This window comes from Paraburkholderia fungorum (assembly GCF_003610895.1).
Taxonomy (GTDB): domain Bacteria; phylum Pseudomonadota; class Gammaproteobacteria; order Burkholderiales; family Burkholderiaceae; genus Paraburkholderia; species Paraburkholderia fungorum_B.
Map to the genome: position 1 here is coordinate 64,612 of NZ_MCAS01000068.1, position 21,399 is coordinate 86,010.

General features: G+C 58.2%; 22 protein-coding genes. 6 read left to right on the top strand and 16 right to left on the bottom strand.

Annotated features, from left to right (window positions below; genetic code table 11):
• Complete coding sequence (locus BCY88_RS37275; protein ID WP_120349080.1) at nucleotides 1–909, bottom strand: alpha/beta fold hydrolase; 909 nt, start codon at nucleotides 907–909, stop codon at nucleotides 1–3.
• 86 nt (nucleotides 910–995) lie between these two features.
• Here BCY88_RS37275 and BCY88_RS37280 point away from each other — a divergent pair, with 86 nt between their 5' ends.
• Nucleotides 996–1,382 carry a MerR family transcriptional regulator gene (locus tag BCY88_RS37280; RefSeq protein ID WP_120349081.1) on the top strand — a complete coding sequence of 129 codons (387 nt, stop codon included), beginning with the start codon at nucleotides 996–998 and terminating at the stop codon, nucleotides 1,380–1,382.
• 386 nt (nucleotides 1,383–1,768) lie between these two features.
• Here the strand turns inward: BCY88_RS37280 and BCY88_RS37285 are convergent, their stop codons facing one another.
• A complete protein-coding gene (locus BCY88_RS37285) occupies nucleotides 1,769–3,232 on the bottom strand; it encodes an amidase (protein ID WP_120349082.1) in 1,464 nt (487 codons plus the stop codon).
• A gap of 241 nt (nucleotides 3,233–3,473) precedes the next feature.
• Nucleotides 3,474–4,388: a LysR family transcriptional regulator gene (locus tag BCY88_RS37290; protein WP_147408610.1), complete on the bottom strand. Its 915-nt coding sequence runs from the start codon at nucleotides 4,386–4,388 to the stop codon at nucleotides 3,474–3,476.
• A gap of 105 nt (nucleotides 4,389–4,493) precedes the next feature.
• Between BCY88_RS37290 and BCY88_RS37295 the strand changes: the two genes are divergently transcribed.
• Nucleotides 4,494–5,513, top strand: coding sequence for an aldo/keto reductase (locus BCY88_RS37295; protein ID WP_120349084.1), 1,020 nt, complete (start codon nucleotides 4,494–4,496; stop codon nucleotides 5,511–5,513).
• A 297-nt stretch (nucleotides 5,514–5,810) separates the two neighbouring features.
• Here the strand turns inward: BCY88_RS37295 and BCY88_RS37300 are convergent, their stop codons facing one another.
• The 7 genes from BCY88_RS37300 to BCY88_RS39710 all read right to left on the bottom strand — a co-directional run bounded on the left by BCY88_RS37300 (nucleotide 5,811) and on the right by BCY88_RS39710 (nucleotide 11,770).
• Entirely contained in the window at nucleotides 5,811–6,326 is a 516-nt protein-coding gene (locus BCY88_RS37300; protein WP_259461646.1) for a 2OG-Fe(II) oxygenase, read from the bottom strand.
• Nucleotides 6,327–6,710: 384 nt separating this feature from the next.
• The gene (locus BCY88_RS37305; RefSeq protein WP_120349085.1) at nucleotides 6,711–7,511 is read right to left on the bottom strand and encodes a PhzF family phenazine biosynthesis protein; all 801 of its coding nucleotides are present in this window, start codon (nucleotides 7,509–7,511) and stop codon (nucleotides 6,711–6,713) included.
• Nucleotides 7,512–7,988: 477 nt separating this feature from the next.
• Complete coding sequence (locus BCY88_RS37310) at nucleotides 7,989–8,699, bottom strand: hypothetical protein (RefSeq protein ID WP_120349086.1); 711 nt, start codon at nucleotides 8,697–8,699, stop codon at nucleotides 7,989–7,991.
• A gap of 265 nt (nucleotides 8,700–8,964) precedes the next feature.
• On the bottom strand, nucleotides 8,965–9,552 hold the full coding sequence (locus BCY88_RS37315; RefSeq protein ID WP_147408611.1) for a DUF6817 domain-containing protein: 588 nt from the start codon (nucleotides 9,550–9,552) through the stop codon (nucleotides 8,965–8,967).
• A 142-nt stretch (nucleotides 9,553–9,694) separates the two neighbouring features.
• On the bottom strand, nucleotides 9,695–10,072 hold the full coding sequence (locus BCY88_RS37320; RefSeq protein ID WP_147408612.1) for a hypothetical protein: 378 nt from the start codon (nucleotides 10,070–10,072) through the stop codon (nucleotides 9,695–9,697).
• A 403-nt stretch (nucleotides 10,073–10,475) separates the two neighbouring features.
• The gene (locus BCY88_RS37325) at nucleotides 10,476–10,964 is read right to left on the bottom strand and encodes a hypothetical protein (protein ID WP_147408613.1); all 489 of its coding nucleotides are present in this window, start codon (nucleotides 10,962–10,964) and stop codon (nucleotides 10,476–10,478) included.
• 119 nt (nucleotides 10,965–11,083) lie between these two features.
• A complete protein-coding gene (locus tag BCY88_RS39710) occupies nucleotides 11,084–11,770 on the bottom strand; it encodes a hypothetical protein (RefSeq protein ID WP_147408614.1) in 687 nt (228 codons plus the stop codon).
• A 252-nt stretch (nucleotides 11,771–12,022) separates the two neighbouring features.
• On the opposite strand from BCY88_RS39710, the gene BCY88_RS37335 reads away from it, so the two are divergent.
• Nucleotides 12,023–12,355, top strand: coding sequence for an SMI1/KNR4 family protein (locus tag BCY88_RS37335; RefSeq protein WP_220669721.1), 333 nt, complete (start codon nucleotides 12,023–12,025; stop codon nucleotides 12,353–12,355).
• 52 nt (nucleotides 12,356–12,407) lie between these two features.
• Here the strand turns inward: BCY88_RS37335 and BCY88_RS39715 are convergent, their stop codons facing one another.
• On the bottom strand, nucleotides 12,408–12,803 hold the full coding sequence (locus BCY88_RS39715) for a hypothetical protein (protein WP_147408615.1): 396 nt from the start codon (nucleotides 12,801–12,803) through the stop codon (nucleotides 12,408–12,410).
• Nucleotides 12,804–13,259: 456 nt separating this feature from the next.
• On the opposite strand from BCY88_RS39715, the gene BCY88_RS37345 reads away from it, so the two are divergent.
• Nucleotides 13,260–13,664: a hypothetical protein gene (locus BCY88_RS37345; RefSeq protein ID WP_220669722.1), complete on the top strand. Its 405-nt coding sequence runs from the start codon at nucleotides 13,260–13,262 to the stop codon at nucleotides 13,662–13,664.
• A gap of 487 nt (nucleotides 13,665–14,151) precedes the next feature.
• Here BCY88_RS37345 and BCY88_RS37350 read toward each other — a convergent pair whose 3' ends face one another.
• Nucleotides 14,152–14,907 carry an AraC family transcriptional regulator gene (locus BCY88_RS37350; protein ID WP_220669723.1) on the bottom strand — a complete coding sequence of 252 codons (756 nt, stop codon included), beginning with the start codon at nucleotides 14,905–14,907 and terminating at the stop codon, nucleotides 14,152–14,154.
• Nucleotides 14,908–15,151: 244 nt separating this feature from the next.
• Between BCY88_RS37350 and metC the strand changes: the two genes are divergently transcribed.
• Nucleotides 15,152–16,312 carry a cystathionine beta-lyase gene (metC, locus tag BCY88_RS37355; RefSeq protein ID WP_120349094.1) on the top strand — a complete coding sequence of 387 codons (1,161 nt, stop codon included), beginning with the start codon at nucleotides 15,152–15,154 and terminating at the stop codon, nucleotides 16,310–16,312.
• A gap of 552 nt (nucleotides 16,313–16,864) precedes the next feature.
• On the opposite strand, the gene BCY88_RS37365 is transcribed toward metC, so the two are convergent.
• The 3 genes from BCY88_RS37365 to BCY88_RS37375 form a co-directional block, all read right to left on the bottom strand.
• Complete coding sequence (locus BCY88_RS37365) at nucleotides 16,865–17,461, bottom strand: NADPH-dependent F420 reductase (protein WP_120349096.1); 597 nt, start codon at nucleotides 17,459–17,461, stop codon at nucleotides 16,865–16,867.
• Between the two features lie 27 nt (nucleotides 17,462–17,488).
• A complete protein-coding gene (locus BCY88_RS37370; protein ID WP_120349097.1) occupies nucleotides 17,489–18,256 on the bottom strand; it encodes an SDR family NAD(P)-dependent oxidoreductase in 768 nt (255 codons plus the stop codon).
• Between the two features lie 64 nt (nucleotides 18,257–18,320).
• Nucleotides 18,321–19,055 carry an SDR family NAD(P)-dependent oxidoreductase gene (locus BCY88_RS37375; RefSeq protein WP_120349098.1) on the bottom strand — a complete coding sequence of 245 codons (735 nt, stop codon included), beginning with the start codon at nucleotides 19,053–19,055 and terminating at the stop codon, nucleotides 18,321–18,323.
• Nucleotides 19,056–19,178: 123 nt separating this feature from the next.
• Here BCY88_RS37375 and BCY88_RS37380 point away from each other — a divergent pair, with 123 nt between their 5' ends.
• Entirely contained in the window at nucleotides 19,179–19,811 is a 633-nt protein-coding gene (locus tag BCY88_RS37380) for a TetR/AcrR family transcriptional regulator (protein ID WP_120349099.1), read from the top strand.
• 268 nt (nucleotides 19,812–20,079) lie between these two features.
• Here the strand turns inward: BCY88_RS37380 and BCY88_RS37385 are convergent, their stop codons facing one another.
• On the bottom strand, nucleotides 20,080–21,375 hold the full coding sequence (locus BCY88_RS37385; protein WP_120349100.1) for a flavin-containing monooxygenase: 1,296 nt from the start codon (nucleotides 21,373–21,375) through the stop codon (nucleotides 20,080–20,082).
• Between the last annotated feature and the right edge of the window lie 24 nt (nucleotides 21,376–21,399).

Consider the following 21,399-nt stretch of genomic DNA (forward strand, 5'->3'; position numbering starts at 1 on the left):
TCATTTCCCCGACACCGATCTGACGAACTCGGCAAGATCGTGATTGAAGCGATCGGGTTCTTCGATAAACGATGCGTGGCCCGCACCAGCGTACACTTTGCTCAGAATGCGTGGATTCAGCGCGGTCGCGCGGGCCAGCGTGGTGGGCGTGTCGACCAGAGCATCGCGGCTGCCGTATATGAACAGCAATGGTACGCGCGTCTTGCTGAGCGCCTCGGCTGCAAACACCGTCATCGTCGGAATTTCCTTCTGCATGTCCCACGACGCTAGCGCGGCGTTGGCGAGCAATCGGCTGAAGGTGACTTCATCCGGACGATGGTTAAAACACAGCCCAATGAAGGCACGCTCGCCATCGAGATGGGTTTTCAGGTCCGGCGAATTCATGTCGCGATAGACCTCGGGGTGATCGACTATCTGACCCGGCGCGAGTTCGACGACACCATCGACGTACACGGCGCCGGCGATGTTGTTATCGCCATATGTTGCGAGGTAGTTCGATATCACCACACCACCAAGCGACCAACCGACCACGACGGGGTTTTTCGCATGCGAGCCGTCGATGACCGCTTCGAGGTCGTCGGCCCAACGGCGTCCATCGTGATACGGCGTGGCACCGGATGGTTTATCCGACAGGCCGTGGCCGCGCAGATCGTAGATAATGATCCGGTATTGGCGTAACTCGGGGCTTTGCACTTGCGCTTCCCAGTTCAGGCGACTGCCAAGCAGGCCGTGAATGAAAATGACCGGTGGGCCGTTGGGGTTGCCGCTTTCCTGAACCGCAAGCTTTACACCATCCTTCGATGTAACCATATAGCTTGTCGGAGCAGCGACCGCGCCGGGTATCGACGCACATAGCATTGCCGCCGAGACTGCGGCGGTCAGCAGATAACTGAGCATTCGGGTGGGCATCAAGAAGTCCTCAAGGTGAATCAGCGGCCCAGTCTCAACCCTCACACCAATGTCAGGGTCAAGCAATTTGTGCTAGCCTGCTTTTCATGGACAAGATGCCCCCGAAGGAACTACTGACTATCGGCGAAGTTTCGCAACGCACCGGCGCAAGCGTGCGATCGATCCGTCACTACGACGAACACGGTCTGCTCGCCTCGGTGCGCGCGAGCAATGGATACCGCATGTTCCCCGACAAGGCGGTCACGCAGGTCAGGCAGATCCAGCGTATGATCGCGACCGGTTTCACCATTGACGACATTCTCGGCTTCCCGGACTGCATGCTTCTGATCGAAGGCGCTCGTTCATGCGACCAGATCACCGATCTCCAGCGGCGACGCCTCGAAACCATCGATCGTCAAATCGCGGATCTCGAACGACGTCGCATGAGGCTCATCAAAACCTTGTCAGAAGGCGCGATTCCGCCAGTCGAGTAAGGGGCGGCGTTCGAATGGCCGGAACCGGCTCGATCTCGCTCTAGCGAAGTGAGCCTTCGCGGCCCCGTCCGCGGAAGGCTGGAGTCGCGCCATTACGGCCGGTAGGGGCAACGCACAGGTGACACCACATGGTCGCCGTCCGTTCGCAGAATTCCCAAAACCTGCGACGTACCGAGTTTCAGGATTCATGCGACGCCACCCCGGCGCGCACTTGGTGACGGCAGCACGTCATCGGTCTTTGGTCGAACAAGCCGCGCCGTGGGGCAACGTGGAGCCCATGGCGGACATTGAACCGGCAAATCGATCGTGCCTGCCCGCTTGAAATGGTTAGCCTAACTACTCAATCTCGGAGTTAGCGTAATTTTCGAGGCGGCGCCAATTGCGGGTCAAAAGTCTGCCGGCGGAACGAAGCCGCCGAATTCAGCCTCTATCAATTGGGCTAGCTTGAGCGGCGTCCGATCTTCGAATGCCGGTCCGACAATCTGAACGCCGATTGGAAGACCCTCCGCTGACATACCGATAGGAATGGACGTCGCCGGCAGGCCCGGAAGCGTGGCGACGCCTGGCCATATGAGTTGGTTGCCGTAGGGATGGGGCTCACCGTCAATCACTATCTGCCGTGTTTCCCTATTCGAATGATCGTGTGAGAACGCAGTCACGGGCGAGACGGGACAGATCAATGCGTCGAACGCTTTGAAAAACTCACGCCATTGCGCACGCAGTTGGCAACGGGCGTTGTTCGCTACGATCCAGTCGCGGTGGCTCAGCACCGCTCCACGAACCCGCTCGGCGTCCAGGCCGGAGGCCTCTCTGGGCATCGCCGCCGCCTGCTTCTGAAGATTGGCATAAACGTCCGCGGGCCAGTTCAAGGCCAGAAGGGACATCAGCATGCGCATGTAGAGCAGCGCGCTATCTCCGAGATCAGGAAGCAGCTCGCTTTTATACGCGACCCGAACGCCGGCTCCCTCAAGGTGTTCGGCAAGCGTCCCGATCGCGAGCCGCACGGCGCTGTCGGTCGGCAGGAGCGGATGCCTGTCGAGGACCAACACGCGAAAGTCGCTCAGCCGATCATGTCGCGGAGCCGGCATGTCGAGCCTGTAGGCGATCCCCGTATCGATCTCGTCCGGCCCGGCCATGACATCGAAAAGGAGCGCAAGGTCCGCGGCGCAGCGCGCCATCGGCCCGACAACCGCGAGATCGATCGTATCGGGCAGGGGCGCGTAAGGCGGTGGGACATGTCCGCGTGCCGGCACGACCCCGAGCGTAGGCTTATGGGCATAGACGCCGCAGAAATGCGCCGGCATCCGCAGCGATCCGCCGAGATCGGAGCCGAGCGCAAGCGGCACGTAGCCCGCGGCAAGCGCAGCGGCCGACCCGCCCGATGACCCGCCAGGCGAGCGGGTCAAGTCGTAGGGATTGCTGGTGGTGCCGTAGATGTCGTTGTAGCTCTGCCAGTCCCCAAGGCCGAACGGAACGTTCGTCTTGCCAAGGATCACGGCGCCCGCGGCCTTCACGCGCGCCACCGGCAGCGCGTCCTCCGTTGGAACGAAGTTCTTGTGCTGCGGAAAGCCCCACGTCGTCGGCAGGCCCGCGACGTTGAAGGATTCCTTGACGAGCAGCGGAATGCCAAGGAGGGGCCGCCGCTCGCCCGTCGCCAATGCGTGATCGGCGGCGCGCGCCGCGTCACGCGCCCGATCGAAGTCGCGCACACAGACCGCATTCAGCTTCGGGTCAAGGCTTTCAATTCGGGCAATGGCAGCTTCCGCAAGTTCGCAGGCCGAAATCTCCCTGGCCGCCAGCGCCGACGCCATTTCCCGGACAGACTTGTATTGCCATTCGAAGTTCGTCATGTGCACAACCGCTCCCGATGCCAGGCAAGGCGCCCCGCCCGAAACGAGCTGATGGCCGCCATCCACTCCGCGGTGATGTTAACTCGCGGGATAGTAGAGATCAAACGAGCACACGTTGTTTTGCAAACTCAATCACGAAAATTGCCGCTATCGCCGTCCACTTTTGCGGTCAAACTCGGTCGTACAGGATCGTGCGCTACGCGCCACGAGAATGGTTCATGGGAGACGGACGGGGCTGTCCCTAGATTGCCTCCTGAATTGCGTCCCTGATCCAGCCGGTGAAGGCGTCCATGGTGGCCAACGTTCTGGCGGGAAGATGCCGATCCCGCGGATAGAGGATTGCAACCTCGGGCGCGGCCGTTTCCAGCTTCTTCAGCACCCTCTCCAGTTTGCCTTCCCGCAAGGCGGGTGCCGCTATAAAGCTCAGGCTCTGGACTATCCCCATCCCCGCGATGGCGAGTTGCAGGCGAGCGTCAGCGTCCCCGATGGCTGCCACCGTTTGTGGAAAGCGCGCCGCCCGCCTGCCCGTTTCCTCGAACTCCCATTCCAGCCGCGCTCCCGGCTCTGGAAGCAGAAAATCTATCAGGTGATGCTTCGACAGACCTTCCAGGTTTCTGGGTCGCCCCATCCGGCGAAGGTACTCGGGCGACGCTACAGTCACGCGCTTCGGCTTGCCGAGGGGTCGAAATACCAGATCCTGATCTTCAAGGCCTCCGATTCGTACAGCGAAATCGATACCGTCGCGGACAAAATCGCTGCGGGAGTCGCTCATGATCAATTCGACCCGAATGCGTGGATGCGACTCGAACCATTGAGGAAGACGAGGAATCAGAATGGACCTTGCCACTGAAACGTTCGCGCTGACTCTCACTCGTCCCGCAAGCGCCTCGCGCGACTCCGAAAGCGATGCCTCCACTTCGTCGAGCTCGCTGATAACGCGGCGGCAAACTTCGAAATAACGGGCTCCGGCCTGAGTAGGCGCTACAGCGCGGGTTGTACGCGCGAGCAGGCGAACGCCGATGGATTTTTCGAGGCCGGCTATCCGCTCCGTCGCATTCGAGGACGACATATCCAGAGCCCGCGCGGCTTTAGCGAACGACCCGGTCTCAACGATGCGGACGAAAAGGCGCATCGCAGCAAGTTGATCAAGGCGCACTGATTGCTCGCTTCAGACGAATAAAGTCTTCGTATTTTACGGTCTAGGCGATTTAAAGCAAAAGACTTATCGTCCGAACTCCGCGACATTGCTAGGAGTTCTCGAATGAATTACGTAACTTTTGGCCGATCTGGCCTGCGGGTTTCCCGCCTCACTCTCGGCACCATGACATTTGGCTCGGGCGACGGCATCTGGGCTTCGATCGCCGGCCTGAGTCGTGATCAGGCGTCCCGGCTTGTCAGCATCGCAGTGGAGCACGGTGTCAATTTGATCGATACCGCCGATGCCTACTCCCAGGGCCAATCCGAACAGGTCGTGGGACAGGTTCTGACGGATCTTGGACTAGACGAAACACGGATGCTGGTCGCCACGAAAGTGCGTCTGCGCACCGGGCCAGGGCCCAACGAAGTTGGACTGGGCCGCTCGCATATCATGCGCACGGTTGAAACCAGCCTCAAGAGGCTCGGTCGGGATCACATCGATCTGATGCAGCTTCACGACCGCGATCCGCATACGCCCCTTGAGGAGACGCTGCGCGCGCTCGACGACCTGGTGACACAAGGCAAGGTCCGTCACATCGGCGTGTGCAACTTCAGCGCGTCTGACCTCGAACAGGTGAACGCCATCACCGCGCAAGCGCATTGGGCGCGAGTAACCAGCAATCAGGTACATTACTCGCTTGCGGCGCGCGATATCGAACATGAAGTTGCGCCAGTAGCGCGCCGGCATCGCATGGCCCTGATGGTATGGAGTCCTCTGTCTGGAGGGTATCTCAGCGGCAAGTACACCCGTGACGGAGGTGCAATTGCAAAGGGGCGACGCACCAACATGAACTTCCCCCCTATCGACCCCAGGACGGCCGATCCGATCGTTGACGAACTGCGTCTGGTCGCTGCGGAACTGAGTTCGACGCCGGCTCAGATCGCGCTTGCATGGCTACTTGGTCGGGATGAGGTCGACACCGTTATCGTCGGAGCCAGTTCAGACGCGCAGCTTGCCTCCAATCTGCAGGCTGGTGAATTGCAATTACCCCCGGAGATTCGCGATCGCCTCGACAAGGTTTCGCAGGCGATCGTCCCGTATCCGCACTGGATGCAGCACTTCCACGATAGAGATCGTGTTTAACGCAACGCCATATGCAACGATGCCGTAGCTTCGACATGAGGCCGCTTTCGAGGGCTTCCTGCGTCAAGGCTGCGACTCGTTTCGCCGCGGCCAGCTGGTTAGCGCGAGGGTCCGCCCTGGATCACACTTCGGCCAGTCGAGATGAAAGCGTGACTGTCTCGTCCTGGCCGGACCCGCTCCGACGCATACCTCGATCACTCGCTGAATGCAGCAGATATGAACCGGACGAGAGTCTTCAGGGTCGTGTTTGGCGCTGCCAGCAGTTCGCCGCACGTGAACACGCCAAAGCCAAGGGCATTACGCACGGCGTCTAAACCATCCAGTGAGCGACATGCGCTCGCGCGTCGCGGGCAATACTTCGTGCAGCATATCGGCGGATAGAAACATCGCGATCCGGCTGCCGACCGGCGAGATGTCCCACATGTCCAAGCCCTCCGGATGCAGTCGCAATTCACCGCCATGCTCAGGCAGCCAGTCTGCATTCAGATAGACGACAACCGACACGGTGCGGCTGTCGTCGTGGCGAAACTGATCGCGATGTTGCAGATACGAGTCGCCAGGCGCGTAGAACGCGAAATGGCTCTCGTATTCGTCGAGTCCCAGAAAGAACCTGCGATTCAACGCGATACGCAGCGTTTCCATGATCGCGAGATATCGATCGCAGGCTTCGGATTGCCCCGCCTCCAGCCAGCGAATCCGGTCACCGCGTACACCGGGCTGGAGCGAACGCGCCGCACCCTGGCTGACCCGCGCCAATGCGAGCGTCCCGGCCACCTCAAGCGCTGCACATTCCAGTGCGAGTTCGAGTGTCAAGTCCGGTGGAAGAAAATTGTCCTGTTCCGACCAACCATGGTCATGAAGAGCATCCAGGATTCGTCGATGCCCTCCATCTCCGGGCGCTTCGGAATGTGCCGACGAATGTATGCGGTTCACTGCCTGTTCCTTCGAACGAGGGTGCTGATTGGAAATTCGAACTACTGTCCGAGGGATTTGATCGAGGTGGGCTTTGATCTACGCTGGGTTCATTGTGGAATGCGCTCAAGCGCTATGAGTCGCTCCAGAGCCGCCCTTCGACCTGACGCGGCCTCAAGGCAGCTTCGAACATGTATCGGCCGCGCCTGCAGTGGTGTTGGCCGACGTGCGTGATCGGAGCGCGGGACTGCAGCGAAAGACTCTACGCAGCGTGAACTTTATCTCCTACGCGTCAGGAACTTCGATTGTCCCTTCAAGATATTGAACGGCCTGGCCAGAGATATACACCCGGTCGTTCAGTACGCGGCAATAGAGCAGCCCGCTGCGGCGTGACGCCTGCAAGGCCACGAGTTCGGGCTTGCCCAAACGCTCGGACCAGAATGGTGCAAGCGCAGCGTGAATGGATCCGGTCACCGGGTCTTCATCGCCGCCATTGGCAGGCCAGAAGTAGCGGGACACAAAATCGTGGTTCTCACCGCGCGCCGTCACGACCACATCGAGCGGAGCAAGCGTTGACAGCAGATTGAGGTCGGGAACAATGGATCGCACTTCGTGTTCGGTTGCGTAGACGGCGACGTAGGCTTGCTGATTTACCAGTATTTCTTGAGGCCGTATCGAAAGCCCCATCGTCAGGTTGTCGGGTATCTCGTTCAATTGCTCAGGCCGACGCTGTGGGAAGCTCATTTCAATCAGACCGTCGTCCATACGGCGAACAGTAAGCCGACCGACTGCCTTCGCAACAAATTCGATGACTTCCAGATCGTCACATTGCTTGAAGATCACATATGCACTTGCCAGCGTGGCATGTCCACAAAATGCGATTTCGGTGAGAGGCGAAAACCAGCGCACGTCGAACGCACCGTCAGCATTTTTCACGAAGAATGCTGTTTCGGACAGATTGTTCTCGGTAGCGATCGCCTGCATCAAGCTATCGGGCAGCCAGTGTTCGAGCGGCACCACCGCAGCGTAGTTACCCTTAAAGACTTTGTCCGAAAATGCATCGATCTGATAGATCGGGAGTTTCATGAAATGCTCCTGTTCAAAGCGATAGGTTTGTCAGCAACCTGCAGTCCAAAGCGTTGAACACGATATCAGCCCGTTCAGTTGGCCAACATGTACAGTTTTCGATGCTGGGGAGAAAATGCAACCGTGGTCAGTGGCCATCCGCCTGAGCCGACGACGCGGGGCAGAGGCCGAGTGTGAAGGTACGTTGTCTGGCTAATGCCGATGTTAGAGTGTCCGCGTGAGCGAGCGGTCGGATGTCCGTAGGTGGTGAGCTCCGCCCGATGATGAGGGACCCAGTTCGATCCACAAGAGGCAGTCCGCTTTCTCGTTATCAGACATTCGCGGACAACGTTTCCTATTGTTCGCTCGCAGGCCACCGACTCTCCGTCTAAATCTACCACGTCGATACAACTGATGCCGCAGCGCGAGGCCTAAACCCCGCAAGCATCTCCAGCGGCGAATGCCGGCCGCGTCCAGAACCTCCAGTCACTAAATTGCCTAGCCGTTCTCGCAATCGAGCTTCTTTAATCGCGGCAGTGCGTCGACGATCTTCTTCAGTTCATCAGTACGTTTCGGAAAGATGGTTCTGAACTCATCACTTAGATAGCGTTCGACAAACTCGAAATCCCCGAACAACGTGTGAGCCAGGCATACCTGGACACCTTTCTGTTGCTCCATCTGATCGTATGGTAAGTTCTCGTGTCGCGTCGTGTAGACGGGCGGGAGTGCCTTCAAGAGCGCCTCTTCGCTTCCCAAGTCGTAGTGAGTTTCAATGAAGGAGATACCATCCTTCATCATCGCAACAAGGACAGGATATGCTTCAGAAATGTCCAGAGTGATCCCCTCGACAGCTGGTGTGGTCTTCGCCGCCGTGAGGAACGCATCCTTTTCCTCAACGATCAGGGCACCAAGCCGCAGATGTGCTGGCATGTGAACCAGCGCATGCGCGATCACCTGGAAATTGACTATCGATGTCTCTCGGACCGCCCCAAACAATTGCTTTGACAATCTCATCGCGCGCTTGTTATTTAAAGTCACACCGGGTTGCAGTGGTGTCGTACCTCGTTCGAATCCGAAACCTGGGTGCACGATCAAATCGGTGTGTTTCAAAGACTTGTTCTTAAATTGACCGGAAGAGAATTTCCAACCGGAGAACTCGTTTGCGACAATGTTGCAGATATCGTAGAGATCGCTTTTGAATGTGCTCACGTCTAAAGTCCGAAACGTTGAAATTCCAATACATTCGTAATTTAAGTGCGATTGGCGGTTCGACTACGAGTCGGATTGTCAGTGATTTCTGCGTAGTTGTCGAAGGACTGCTCTTGGCCGGTCACTGCCTCATGTAAACGGCATGGACCGGCCGATCCTTCGCTGCCGCAATCGGCCCCTCCCGACCCACAGCGGTCCTTCAGTCCACTTCAAAGCGGTCACTCGTTCCTTCGTAGCCGAGCGACGTCAACACAAAGTCGTCCGGCTAGATATCGGTCAACCATCCCTCCATCCTCATTCGCTCACGAACCGTCTCCGCGCGCCAAGTCGTCAAGACGTCGCGGGCAGTGTGGTAGGCCCTGTCAGAGAGCCAAGGTTTGACTGACTCAAACCGTTCCAACCAGAACCGTCCTGCGGTGGATGGAGCGTCCGCCTGATGCAATGCGCTATCGACGATATTTGCTGCTTCCAGTTCCAAAAGTGCAGCGAACGTCGGTTCATCAAGTTCCGCGCGGGTTCCAAGGGATGGAAGAGGAACCGAGTAAGAACCGGCCGCTTGGGCAGAGAAGAGCGCATGACGATCTGCCAGGCAAAAGAGATAGACAAGCGCCTCGGCCTCTTCGCCAATGATCTCCCGTATCTCTGGGCGTCGCTCCAGTGAGACGGCTCTTTCACGAAACTCTTCAGTCCCATAGATACTGTGAAAGGCACCGGCTGCAACTAGAGCGCGTGGGCTGCCCCATGTCTTAAGCCATCTGCTGGTCTCGACAAGATGCGATGTGAGCGGTCTTCCAAAATGAAAGATCTGATCGGTGCCGAACTTGCGGACTTCGCGTTGTAGTTGCTCAAGCATGAGCCCCCTCATGGTCAACGGTGCTGAATTGTTAACGATCCAACCCAACCTGTCGGACGTCTCAAAGTGGCCGAACTCTGCCGGATAGCGCGCGACCCACCTCGACCCCGAGCGATCAATCGCCCCGCCGTAAAGCAGCCGTTCATGGCGCAAATGAGGGAACGCTTTTGTTATCTACACGACGGATGCTTACCACGCGGGCTGGAAACTCCTTCATGTGTTGAACCTCAACGGTCTCGCCGACGTGGACTGACAGAGTGGTCGGCGTGGAGATGGGGCCATCTGCGAGTTGAACGGTAATTGACTCGCGACCAAGCGCGATGACCTTGCCTGACTCGGTGACCGTCGGCTGCGACCTGAATTCCCGCATTTGCTGCCCAGGCAAGACATCAAACACATAGGTAATCGCCGCGATTGCCGATATGAGAACCACAACTGCCCGCTTGTTCCCCCACAGTACATCAATCCAGAGGCTCAAATTAAACAAACGATCTCGCTTAACCATTTGTGCGTAGTCCAAGCAGTGGATTGAGTATTTGCAGAACGTCGGCAACGCCGACAACTCTTGACCCCTCAGCTACTTCAATACGTCGGTCAATCCAAAATGTATGTGGATAAGCCTCAGGTGAAAGGAGCCACACCTCTGCCTTGCACTGCTGCCCTGTGCAGACACCCGTTGCGTCTACGAACTCGTGGTGAGCGGAAGACCAGTAATCGGCACGCACCTTGTAGATTGGGCGGTAGCCTGAAATGACCTCCTTCAATGAACCATCTGATCTATGAGCCGTTAAAGAGAAGTCCACTATCAGGTCGGCTTGACGGGGCGGGCGAACCATACGTTTTATGTGTGCGTGGCCTGAGACCTAGGAAAACTGATTGTCCACATTTAACTCGTTCAGTCGAACGGCTGTTCCTGGCCGCAATCAGCCTGATCGAGCGGTCACCAAGTTGCCTGATTTTACCGTCTCAAGGTGGTGCCGGATTTTGCTCCCCCGATACCAACCTACGAAGGTATATAAAGCGCCAAACCCGAATGCCAAGTCCATCCCTATCGCTAGCCCATGCTCGCCTCGGCCCCAAGACCAAAAAGAAGCGCCCAACACGAGTACGATGAGAAATAGACTGCCAAATAGAAGTGCAGAGAATCGCAACGAAGAAGTTGAGGGGGCGCCCTCAATCCGACCAGTTTGATGGTCGATCCAACCCTCCAGCGTCTGCCAATTGCCGGCCTCCCCAAGCAGGGCGGTAACCGTCATTTTCGGTTCCACGCAAACTTTCCCACCAATTTGCACCGCATATTCATGCCGGCCATTCGCAACAAAATTGAATATAGTAACTGGTCCGAATTTCGTCACCGCGTGGGTTAGCGCTGAAACATCATCGAATGTCACGGTAGTTTCGTGGAAGTTCATTTTTCTTGGTCTACGTAAGCGAGGACATCGAAACCAATTGTCAACGATTCACCGCAGGTCGTCGAGCGACTGTTTCTGGCCGAACCCGGACTATTGGCATTGCGCGAGCGCGCCCGCAGTCATGCGGTGCAGATGGCTTCGGTCAGCAGTTTGCTGAGGCGTATCGAAACCGGATCTTCCGGCGACCGCCGTGCCAGAAAGCGGTCCAGCTCCCGACGTGCGCCAGCTACGTCGCCGCCCCTTGCGAGCACGAACGCAAGCGCGATGGGATGCTGGACGTAGTTGTAGAATCCCAAGCCCCCTGTCGACAGATAGCCTCGCAGCCATTCGAATGCCGCAACAACATCCTCGATCGAATTGACCCGTCGCCAAAACTCGTCTGCGCGCGCGACTGCCTTATCGACGATCGCTGCCGACCTTTGAACGACAATATTCTCTCCGCGAATAAGACTAACGTCCAAGACCCTGTCGCGCGCGTCGACAGCGAGATCAAACATCGCAGATTTATTGGTTCGATGCCATCGAACAGAGCTACCCGATACGTGCGGGACAAAGTCAAAGGACAGGCCCCATCGTGGCGCTATTACGCCGCCTTTCCATGCCTGAAATGCAAACATCTGCCGTATGGGCGTTCCATCAAATCGTACCCACTTTAGCGGTGCCACTGCCTCAAATCCCCTCCCGTCTAAAGCCGCATCAACAATGGGGGAGATCACTCGATGCGCAGCCTCCAAAGTCACGATCTCGAATGGTTCAGCCTTGTGAGTATCTTTGCGAGCGCGCTCAAACCACTTGCTGATGCCCATTGTCGCAACGCCTTGTCTGGAGAGGAAAACAGTCGCTATTGGCCGGAGTTGACCGGGAGTGGCCGACATTTTATGCTTGCAATTGTCGACGATCTGTACACCGCTGTCGAACGTCCGTTCCTGGCCGAACTTCAGCGCTCGACCCACAACGGTCCCTTGCGCTTCCAGTAAGCGGTCATTCAAAACGCACAAGACAATCGCTAGATCGCTGTCCTGATACGATCGGGCGCATCGACTTCTCAGAGGCCAACGATGGACTGGAACAAGATATATGGCAAAGTGTTTCACGACGATGCTGGCGAAGAATACGGGGTTATCCGGACGCTTCCACAAGGCGACCGAAATGAGCTTTTCAGCTCGTCCTTCAAGCCATTTGCCGTCGATGACTGCGGGAACTACTTCCTTCGCACCGACGATGGCGTCTCTTTTTGGGACCACGAAACGGGCAACGTCACAAGGCTCGCAGCATCCGAAAACGCGTTTATCGACCGACTTACCGAGCCGCGGCCAGTCACGCTAGAGGAAGGGCAAGTGCGACGCGCGTGGATTGACCCTGACTTCTTGAAACGCCTGAACAAGAAGTGAGGCTGACCGGTCGCTTGTGGCCGCCTGCCGTCGCCTTTGGTCTCGTCCGTGCTTACCACCAACGGTCGAAATCGGCGAACTTACGGTGAACCACCGCAAGATCGTCACGATGAAGTGGCGCCTGAATCATCGTTTTACAGACCATTCCAGTTAGATGAGCCCTTGATCCTTCAAAAGACACCTGACAGCTGATCGCTGACTTCAAAATACGCAGCGCAACTCTGCGGTCCATATCAACCAATTCTGGATCTAAGCAATCATTGGAGGCCAGTCCGCGTAAGAACGAATCCCAAGCCGAGCAGGATATCCATACATGATCGCGATACTCCAGCCTTTGCTCGAATTGGTCTGCTTTCACGGCGACAGTGCATTGCATTGAGGGGAGACGTTCGTCTATTCCCACAACGTCAATGACGACGCTGAACGGATCTTGAAGAGCGATTCTCATGCGACTTAGGGCCTCAGGTCTGGTATAGGACGACAGCTATTGTCAACCATTTAGCCTCGATCGGTGATTGGCCGCTCGTGGCCGCACAGGGACGAACGGAGAGCATCGCAGGTTTGCCGAACTCCACCTGATACGACTGGCTGTGCGCGACCCTGAACAGTCTCTCAGCGTTCTCGTCAACGGACGGTCGGGCGCAACAAATTTCCATCCTGCACTGACGCAGCCACCCACTCAACTTCTTCCGGGATGTCGATATAATGATTTTGCGGCGAGGGGACGGACACCCCGCAAGGGGAACCAGAGGGTAATGCTGACCGCGCCCAGGGCCTTGGGCACCGTCTGCGTAATAGTCAGGCGCAGACCTTGCCTCGCTGCACATCTACAACACGACGCGGGTCTTGAATCGAACCGATACGCCGAGACTACAGCAAAGGGCCGGGGGCGGAGAGTATGGCAATGAAAGACAAGGTCATCGCAGTCATTCTCACCGTCCACGGATTGTTGGGCGCTGTCTGGACTTTGTGGATTGCATCCACTCACGGCAATCCCCCGCTTTTTCTGATCAGCAATCTAACGTTAGCGGTCGCAGGTGCAACCGCGGGTTTTGGTTGTCTTAAGGAAAAGCGCTGGGCGGCTTATCTAGGGCTGTGTTTCTGGGCAATCCAGATAGTCCACGTACTGACTCCTCATTTTCAGTTTTCGTTCACTCTAGGCTTCAACGCTGTTCTGTCTGCCGTCTGGTACGGCTTTGGTCAAATAGGCGTGAACGTGTTTGCACTCGTCATGCTGGTCTGGCTCACCCACAGGATTAGCTCACCCGACAGTTCGTTTCATGGGTCAGACGCCACTGTTACTGTCTGAGTTATTTCCGATGTCCATAAGCCGCAAGAGACATGCGCGTTTATCCAAGGCCCACGGTGCTGGACAAAACCTAATGCGAATTGACTGTAATACTTGCCAAGCAAAGTCAAAGGGAATGGCCTCGCAGTTCGATCGTTGACAATCGACCACTCGATGTCGAACGGCCGAGACTGGCCCAACGCCGTCTCATGCGACCGGCAGCACGCGACCCAGCACGGTCAGTCACCGCCCTTCATCGCAAGCGGCTGCTTTGACGGTGCGATGAGACATTGCGACGTCCCCTTCGATAACCTCGGTTAACGATTCATGGCCCGCAGTTCAGTTATATCTGAAGGCTGAGTTGGGACCACAGCAGCTTGAACCTGAGGGTGTTTTGCTTCACCGTCTTCACCCGACAAGTTTCAACATGTCCAGCGCAGTACCGTCCAAGGGCGGACGAACGAATTGCGAACTGACCAGCTCAGTTCGCGATCGTAGCGCCAGGGATTCAAACGCCGTACAGGCGTGGTGAGACGCCAAGTGCCTTTTTGAACATCGTGGAAAACGCCGCCGGACTGTCGTACCCCAATTCCAGAGCCACCGTCGTGACGGACGTTCCCGATGCCAGGAGCGTCAATGCATGCGTCAGACATGCCTGCTGCCGCCACGCCACGAAACTCAGGTTGGTCTCCGCACGAAACAGTCGCGTGAACGCGCGGCGGCTCATATGCAGGTCAGCACTCCACTGGTCTGTGGTCTCACAGACACGCGGTTTGAGCAGAAACCGCTGACAGCGTTCGGCGAGAGCCCGATGCTCCGGATACTGGAGCGACAGCGGCAACACCTCAAGACGCAGCACCTCATGATGAATCAAGGCCATCAGTGCACTGGCCCGAGTACCTGGCGCGTAGTCAACAGGAAGATCTAACGCGTCAGCGATGAGAAGGCGCAGTAAGGGTGGAATCGCGACCACCTGTGCCTCCGCTGGCATTGCCGTCGTCTTACCTGGCTCCAGATACAGACTCTGCATCTGCACGGATCCGACGGCCCGCACGCTGTGCTCGATTTTCGGTGGAATCCACATGCCATGCCGCGGCGGCATCACCCAGGATCCACGCGATGTCGTCATCACGAGCGTGCCCGAGGTACCGCATAACAGCAGACCGCGCCGGTGGGAGTGCGGCGGAATAACGTGGCCATCAGGGTAGTCATTCCCCACGGCAATAATCGACGCTGCGGCGTCATCAACAGCGTCGATCAGCATGTGGCGTACCATGGCCCACTCTCGTATAAAGCTGGCCCGACTGCGAAAGTAGGCCCTTGCAGGAGAGCCTATTATTGCACGCACATTCACCCCTCGACGCACTCCCTGACGTCCAGATCTCGAAGTCACACGGTGCAAAATCCATCACTTGCGATCGCGATCGGCTCTTCGTTGCCCAGTGTCCCCGTAACCCGTATTCGGGTACAGAACCTGAAATCGGACCACTCCTGAAGATACAGAACTTATGAAACAAGAAACTGCAATCGTCCATCTAGGAAGAGAGACTGCAAGCGCGGTCCGTGCGGTGAATCCACCTCTCGTGAGAGCGTCGACCATCGTCTCGGACTCGCTCGCTACCTTCAGGAAAGGCTATGGCGAAAAGGTATTTGACTCCCTGCGGTATGGCCGCTCAGGCACGGCGACGACATTCGAACTGCAGCGAATGATGGCTGCTCTTGAGGAAACCGAAGGGTGTATTGCGACAACCAGCGGCCTGTCTGCAATCGTCGCGGTCCTGGCTACCTTCAGCGGTCCTGGCCGTCACGTTCTGGTCAGCGATGGTGTGTATGGCCCGACAAGGGCCTACTGCGAAAAGGTACTGGTGCCTGCCGGGACCGATGTTGAGTTCTACGGCCCAGCCGACGACATCAAAGCACGCATTCGAAAAGACACGAGCCTGATTTTCGTTGAATCGCCAGCGTCATTGACCATGGAGATGTACGACATACGCCAAATATGTGCCATGGCGAAATCGGCGAACATTCCGGTCGCAGCCGACTCAACATGGGGTACACCCGTGTTTTTCAGGGCTCATGCTCTTGGAATCGACCTCTCCATCCACGCGGCCACCAAGTACATCAACGGACATTCCGATCTGTTGCTCGGACTGATCACGGGAACGAATGACGCGCTCGAGAAAGTGCGGGCGCAATGTGACCTCAATGGCACACACGCGGCCCCCGACGCTTGTTGGCTTACTCTTCGTGGTATTAGAACGCTGTCCGTCCGGATGCGTCGGCATCAAGCTACCGCCATGGAGCTTGCCGAATGGTTACAGAACCGTCCGGAGGTGCGTCGTGTGCTATTTCCTGCGCTCGATACTGATCCCGGCCATGACCTCTGGCGCAATCAGTTTTCAGGCGCAGCGGGCCCGTTCACGATCGAGCTGACAAAATGCGATGAAGCGTCGTTCGCGCGATTCATCGACTCGCTTAGGCTCTTTGCCTTGGGGACGAGTTGGGGCGGCTTCGAGAGTCTTGTCATGCCTGCGATTCCTCATCACCTGCGCAACGCAGAACAGGCTGACGAGGGCCGTCTGGTGCGGCTGCACATTGGTCTTGAAAGCCCGGACGACCTCCGGGCCGACCTCGAAGTGGCGTTTGCGGCGATGACCGGCACGCTCTGATGCCTGGTTGCGCGCGAGGAAGCATGGCCATTCAAGTTCGACGGCATCATGCAACTCGCGCCAATGTCGGCTTCAAGCTGCCGTGCAGACAGGCGGAGAACGTCGCCGGACGATGCCGCGCTCAGGGCGGCCAACCCGCAGCGCTCTTCACGCCTCAGCGCCGGCGAGCGTCGATCAATGCTGGCTTACGGCTTATTTATCTCCTTGGCGGCTATTCGCGCGTGACCGGCCGTTACGAAAATCCGGCTGAGTGTCGGATTCTGGCCGAAACCGGCCTGATTTCGATCTAGCAAAGTGGGCTTTCGCGATTTCGTCCGCGGAAGGCTGGAGTCGACACCCGAGCCGTCATCCGGGTCGCCATGTCAGCAACGACCGCTTTCCAATCCCGAACGGACATTCGCTCGCATCGCGTCTGCCGTTACGAGCGCTCGGGGCCGGTGGGTCGTTAGCGGCTATGAGGCATTCGCTCAGAAGCACTAACTGAATCTCGATCAGATCCCCGCATGCATCTGGCGATGCGCGTGGCCGCTGTGACTTTGTCGTGACGCGCCGCTATTTGAACTTGACGAGATCCTTGAATATCAGTTGACCCCAGCTATTCCCGCGCGCATGCACAAGCAGTCCACCTTCCGAAAGCCCACCGAGGTTGATTGGCGCGAAACCGAGCTTTTCCGCAAGCGCACCAACCTCCGCTGCTGCGCCGTCATCGTCGCTCGCCAGGAACACGACTCTCCTGCCACCGTGTACGGCCGGGTCCTGGTCAAGGACGGCAGCGACCAGATGGTTGAAGCCTTTCACCAGCCTGGCTCCGCTGAACGCCTTCGCGACGAAAACTGAGGACGGGAGATCGTCCAGCTCCTCAAGCGGGGCTAACGTGTTCATCGCGTCGATGATGGTCTTTCCTTTCCAGTTCGGCAGCGCTTTCGCGATCTCCGGGTGCGACTCGAAACGGACAGCTAAAAAGATGGTGTCTGCCTTGACGGCTTGCGCCAGGGTTTTGGGAATGATTCCGGGTCCGATCGCGGCGGCGTCGGACGCAAAGCTTTCCGGGTCGCGCGTGGTTGCAACGGATACTTCGATACCGCTGCGGGCAAACGCCTTGGCAAGCGCGTAGCCGATCTTGCCGAAGCCGATGATTGCGTAGCTCATAAGTTCTCCTTTGATTTTTCGGCGCGCTCAGAGCTTGTAGCCGCCGCTCGCTTCAATCGTCTGACCAGTCACCCAGTGGCCGTCATCGGAGGCCAGAAATGCCACGACGGCGGCGATTTCCGCAGGCTCGCCAAAGCGTCCCAGCGCGATTTCGGCCTCGACCGCTTTTACGAGTTCGGGATTCTCCCGGATGGCGGCGTTCACGTCCGTTCGCGTGTAGCCCGGCGCTACGGCGTTCGCGGTAATCCCGCGTGGCCCCAACTCGGACGCGAGCGCATGGGTCAGGTTGTTGATGGCCGCTTTGGCCATCGAATAGACGGGTGCGGCTGTTACGGGCTTCGTGGCGGCAGCGGATGAGATGTTGATGATGCGTCCACCATCTGCGAGACGGTCCAGAGCAGCCTGAACGATGAAGAAGGGCGCGCGGGCGTAGACCGCAATCAGGGTGTCCCAACTCTCCGGCGTCGCGTCCTTGAAGCCAACCCAGCCGGAATTGCCGGCGTTGTTCACCAGAATATCGAGCGCTTTGCTTCCCTTCCGCCTGGTGAACTCGTCATCGAGTCTCTCAAACAGGGCCGGGACGGTCGCCGGGTCAACGAGGTCCGAGTGGATCGCGAACGCGGTGCCTCCCGCTTTCTCGATGGCCGCGACCGCTTCGTCTGCGCCGGATTTGCTGGCGTTGTAGGTCAGCGCGACCGTCGCGCCATCCTTTGCAAGACGTTCGGCGATGGCGCGGCCAATGCCCCGCGATGCTCCGGTAACGAGAGCAGTTTTTCCTTCAAGAGATCGTTCCATTTCATTTTCCTCAGTGGATGTGTGCATAACCGGATCACTGGAGTGACCGGCCGGGCGTGGCACGTCAGATTTGCGCCAGGCCGCCGTCAACAGCGACTTCGCTGGCGGTCATGAAGCTGCTGTCCTGTGACGCGAGGAAGGCGGCCACCGCCCCGATCTCCGCCGGATCGGCCATGCGCTGGAGCGGAGTCATCGAGCCGAAGGCCTTCACGCCTTCCTCGCCCAGCGCTTCCTTCGCGAGTTCGGTCGCCGTCGGCCCGGGCGACAGCACGTTTACGCGGATGCCGGTGCCCTTCAGGTCCGCCGCCCAGGTCCGCGCGAGGTTGCGCACTGCCGCCTTGCTCGCGCTGTAGGCGCTGAATGCCGGGGCGCCCGTGGCGCCGGCGCTCGATCCGGTCAGGATGATCGAACCACCCGCACCCATCAGCGGCAACGCCTGCTGGACCGTGAAGATCGAGCCCTTTACGTTGGTGTCGAAGATTTCGTCAATGTGCCCGGATGTGATCTTGCCGAGCGGAAGCTGGCTTCCCGCCCCGGCATTGGCGAAGACGATATCGAGCGTGCCGCGCTCGGCCTTCACCGCCGCGTAGAGTCGGTCGAGGTCGGCCAGATTGGAGACAGAGCCCTTCACCGCGCGGGCATTAGGCCCGAGGTCGGCCAAAGCCGCATTGAGTGCATCCTGCCGGCGGCCGAAGATGAAGACGAATGCGCCTTCCTCGATGAAGCGCTTTGCCGCGGCGAGGCCGATGCCGGTAGCGCCGCCGGTGACCACGGCGGTCATTCCATTCAGTCTGTTCATTTCATGTGCTCTTTCATTGGAGTTGCGTGGAAGCTGGAGAAATGCCATACAGCGCTGTATTATATGGATCACCGATCCACATAAACACTATATGGATCACTGATCCACTTGTCAACATCTCCTATGCGAGCCGACGCTCAAAAAAATCGCAGCCAGATCCTCACAGTCGCGCGTGACGTCATCACCGAGCATGGTGCCGACGCATCGATGCGCGACATTGCGCGCCGGGCCGGCGTCGGGTTGGCCACACTGCTTCGTCATTTCCCGACACGCGAAGCCCTATTCGAAGCCTTGCTATGCACTCATCTGGACGCACTGACGCAGAAGGCAGCCGAGCTCGAAACATCGACTTCGGCTGACGAAGCACTTCTCATCTGGTTTCGGGAATTGGTGGTATTCACCCAAAGCTACAGGGGTGTTGTCGCCATGATGGCGGCAGCCCACACGAACACGGATTCCGCGCTTTATGCGTCGTGCGCAGCGGTGCACTCAGCAGGCGCGCGCCTACTGCTCCGCGCTCAGGGCGAGGGAACGGCACGCGCCGATATGAATGGGGACGACCTGTTCGCCCTGATAACGGCCCTCGGCTGGGCGGTCGACCAACCCTCATTCGCGCCACGAGCGGATCATCTCGTTCACCTCATTACCAGCGCCATCCTGACAAGTCGGCCTGGCAACGATGCCAGGAAGGCAACGCGGCGAATCAAATTGCCGACGGATACTTCGTGCCAGGGAAGCCTTGGGGATTCGGACTAGATGGCGGAAAGCCGGCTGGAGCCGACACTCGAATGGCCATTAGTGCACTTGAGCGATTGGCCGCTTCTGGCTCGACTCTGCGTGATGCAGGTGGCGCGCAGAACCTGAAATTTGCGAGTTCGCGATTGGTCGAGGTCGACGGGGAACTCAACCGGTCGATGCAATAGTTTGCTGGAATCGCTCGGCTGGCGTCTCGCACTCCATGGTCCTTCCCGGACGCTCGTTCAATCGTCTCGCCACGGCGCTGTGATTCGATCAGCTGTGTACCTCAAGGGATCGGCATCGCTTGTGCCTTCGGATGGAACATCGCGAGCCAAAGATACGTGAGGTACCAAAGGCCTAACGGGTAGTTTCGTCGATCGTGCAGTGCCAGCATTTTGACAAGGTCGAAATGATTGGTAAGAGCCTGAACCGGCGGGTCCACAAAAACAGAGGTGCCAGCAATGTGGGCCATGATCGACCTCGCTACATGGGCGTAAGCCCACGGCGTCGAGGTATTTGTCTCAAGCACGCCAGGTGCCAGGAGAAACAGGTTGGGGGCGTCGATTGAGCGAAAGGCGGAGTAGCAGCGCGCGGAGATTTCATTCAGTCCTCCTGCCGTTGTCAGCGAATCCAGCCCCAGGTAGCCAAGTTCCATCGCGTACCCGGTTCCCCAAAGCAACAGATCCGTCCCGATCTCTTCACCGTTCGCGAGGCGAATCGTCTGGCCGTGGACGGACTGCACTTCACCGCGGTGGCGCTCGATACTGCGGAAACCCTGGATCATACGTGGCCGGCCCGGAATGAGCTGGTCGTGACGGATGTCGAAGTCGCCCTCGGGCATGATCTCCGTGATTCCGGCCTTCTTGTACCTTGCCTGCAGGTCCTCGTTGATGCGGCGGTTCAACGCGCTCGATGAAAGACCAAGCATCTGGTATTTCGCCAACAGGCGCATGTCGATCCCGAGATACTTGGCCTGGCGCGTCGGGCGCATCCACTTGGTGGAACGATAGACCCACGCAATGCTCTTCGCCTCGTATGCGAAGCACAGGTCAAGCAGATCGTACGCCGATGCGCCACCGCCCACGACAGTGACGCGCTTGCCTTTCAACTCTTCCGGATTACGCAGTCCGAACGAGTGATATTCAGTGATCGCCGAATCATCCCGTTTGACCTGCGGCACGACGGGGCGATTGTGTCCCCCTGTTGCGGCGATGAGCCACCTCGATTGATACAAGGCGCCCTCTGTTGTCACTTGCCAGCCGCCTTCGCCGGAATGTGCGCTCGTGACCGGTGCATTGAGGACGATTTGAGGCGCGAGATCGAACCGTTCGACCCAGGCCTCGATGTTGCGCAAAACACCCGGCTGCCTTTCTTCGGACAGTGGGACATCGCCGAGCGCCCAGTCTTCCTTGCGAAACTGGATGTCCTGCCACGAGGGAAGATCGCGCCACAGTCCGCCGATTCGCTCACGGCGCTCCAGCAGCAGCGTCTTGAGCCCGGCATCTTTGGCGTACTTCAGGCAGATGACACCGCCAATGCCACCGCCCACGATAACCAGATCGAGATCCGAGCCTGTGGTCATGATGTTCAACGTCCCTCACACTCA

Bases quoted from the DNA above. Each gene is read 5' to 3' on its own strand.
- BCY88_RS37275 (WP_120349080.1), bottom strand. From the start codon at position 909: ATGCCCACCCGAATGCTCAGTTATCTGCTGACCGCCGCAGTCTCGGCG.
- BCY88_RS37280 (WP_120349081.1), top strand. From the start codon at position 996: ATGGACAAGATGCCCCCGAAGGAACTACTGACTATCGGCGAAGTTTCG.
- BCY88_RS37285 (WP_120349082.1), bottom strand. From the start codon at position 3,232: ATGACGAACTTCGAATGGCAATACAAGTCTGTCCGGGAAATGGCGTCG.
- BCY88_RS37295 (WP_120349084.1), top strand. From the start codon at position 4,494: ATGAATTACGTAACTTTTGGCCGATCTGGCCTGCGGGTTTCCCGCCTC.
- BCY88_RS37305 (WP_120349085.1), bottom strand. From the start codon at position 7,511: ATGAAACTCCCGATCTATCAGATCGATGCATTTTCGGACAAAGTCTTT.
- BCY88_RS37315 (WP_147408611.1), bottom strand. From the start codon at position 9,552: ATGCTTGAGCAACTACAACGCGAAGTCCGCAAGTTCGGCACCGATCAG.
- BCY88_RS37325 (WP_147408613.1), bottom strand. From the start codon at position 10,964: ATGAACTTCCACGAAACTACCGTGACATTCGATGATGTTTCAGCGCTA.
- BCY88_RS39710 (WP_147408614.1), bottom strand. From the start codon at position 11,770: ATGGGCATCAGCAAGTGGTTTGAGCGCGCTCGCAAAGATACTCACAAG.
- BCY88_RS37335 (WP_220669721.1), top strand. From the start codon at position 12,023: ATGGACTGGAACAAGATATATGGCAAAGTGTTTCACGACGATGCTGGC.
- BCY88_RS39715 (WP_147408615.1), bottom strand. From the start codon at position 12,803: ATGAGAATCGCTCTTCAAGATCCGTTCAGCGTCGTCATTGACGTTGTG.
- BCY88_RS37345 (WP_220669722.1), top strand. From the start codon at position 13,260: ATGAAAGACAAGGTCATCGCAGTCATTCTCACCGTCCACGGATTGTTG.
- BCY88_RS37350 (WP_220669723.1), bottom strand. From the start codon at position 14,907: ATGCTGATCGACGCTGTTGATGACGCCGCAGCGTCGATTATTGCCGTG.
- metC (WP_120349094.1), top strand. From the start codon at position 15,152: ATGAAACAAGAAACTGCAATCGTCCATCTAGGAAGAGAGACTGCAAGC.
- BCY88_RS37365 (WP_120349096.1), bottom strand. From the start codon at position 17,461: ATGAGCTACGCAATCATCGGCTTCGGCAAGATCGGCTACGCGCTTGCC.
- BCY88_RS37370 (WP_120349097.1), bottom strand. From the start codon at position 18,256: ATGGAACGATCTCTTGAAGGAAAAACTGCTCTCGTTACCGGAGCATCG.
- BCY88_RS37375 (WP_120349098.1), bottom strand. From the start codon at position 19,055: ATGAACAGACTGAATGGAATGACCGCCGTGGTCACCGGCGGCGCTACC.
- BCY88_RS37380 (WP_120349099.1), top strand. From the start codon at position 19,179: ATGCGAGCCGACGCTCAAAAAAATCGCAGCCAGATCCTCACAGTCGCG.
- BCY88_RS37385 (WP_120349100.1), bottom strand. From the start codon at position 21,375: ATGACCACAGGCTCGGATCTCGATCTGGTTATCGTGGGCGGTGGCATT.